At 63.0% G+C, this 1,179-nt stretch carries 2 protein-coding genes; both read right to left on the bottom strand.

Annotation, left to right across the window (positions count from 1 at the left end; translation table 11 throughout):
• Positions 1 to 755: Xaa-Pro peptidase family protein (locus EN750_RS35325; RefSeq protein ID WP_145968245.1), on the bottom strand; the 755-nt coding region annotated here is incomplete at its 3' end.
• Positions 755 to 1,179, bottom strand: a 425-nt coding sequence (locus tag EN750_RS35320) for a laccase domain-containing protein (protein WP_189526700.1), incomplete at its 5' end; no start/stop codon positions are given. The genes EN750_RS35325 and EN750_RS35320, both read right to left, overlap by 1 nt.

Below are 1,179 nucleotides of genomic sequence, written 5' to 3'. Positions count from 1 at the left end.
GTGCGCATCATAGGAGCGTGATAGTGGTGGAAGACGCCCGCCCACTCCAGCGTCAGCTGATCGTTCTTGTTCAGCTTGCGGCGTCCGGACTTGTAGCGGCAAAGCAGGGCATCGATGCCGGAGCCGATGATGAACTCGTTGGCCGGGTAGTCGCCGCCGCCGGCAAAGATCGCACCCTGCATGGCGGCCAGGATCAGGGCTTCGTCGCCGCCTTGCTTGATCAGCGGCAGCGCCGCGTCGAGCGCATCGTCGGAGAGATTGGCGGCCTTCTCGGCCTTGGCGATCTCGGCCGGGCTCTTGAACAGGCGCAGGCGGCCGACAATGCCGGACGCATCGGCGATCTGGCCGAAGGTCTGCAACTGTTCGTCGAGCCGTCGGCCATTGAACGCGGTCAGGCCATGGGTGTCGTATTCGACACCGATGCGGGCTCCGAGCAGGTCGAGTTCGTTGAGCAGATTACGCAGGTCTACCGCCGGATTGGCGCCATTACGGTCCGTCCACAAGACGATGTTGTCGATAATCGAGGTCTGACGCGCCTGGCGCAGGTCGGCCGAGCGGGTCAGCAGCACCATCGAACCGTCGGCCTTCACCACCAGGCACTGGAAGAAGCAGAAGCCGAACGTGTCGTAGCCGGTCAGCCAGTACATGCTTTCCTGCGCGAACAGCAGGATGGCATCAAGCTTCTTTTCGGCCATCTCGATGATCAGCCGGTCGCGCCGCGCGTCAAATTCAGATCGTTCAAAATGCAGCGCCATTATTCCCTCTCCAAGACGATTGCCGAAACCTGCCGGCCGTAATCGGGCTCCTTGCGATGCGTGGTGCGCCGGTAGGAGTAGAACAGGCCTTCCTCGGCGTAAGTGCAGCGGTCGAGGCCCTCAGCCGTCACGCCGGCCTCGGCCAGCCGGTCAACCGTGTAGCGGTTGAGGTCGAACATGGCATGGCCGGCATTGGCGGACGGCGCGAAATAGAGGATGTTTTCGGCGTCGGCATCGACAAAGCGGGCGACGAATTCCGGGCCGACCTCGTAGTTATCAGGGCCGATGGAGGGGCCCAGCACGGCGACGATGTTTTGACGCCGGGCACCGAGGCTTTCCATTGCCAGGATGGTGTTTTCGAGCACGCCGGTGAACGCGCCTTTCCAGCCGGCATGCGCGGCGCCGATGATGCGCGCCTCAGCAT

This window comes from Mesorhizobium sp. M7A.F.Ca.ET.027.03.2.1 (genome assembly GCF_003999175.1).
Taxonomy (GTDB): domain Bacteria; phylum Pseudomonadota; class Alphaproteobacteria; order Rhizobiales; family Rhizobiaceae; genus Mesorhizobium.
This window is presented reverse-complemented; position numbering and strand designations above follow the sequence as displayed.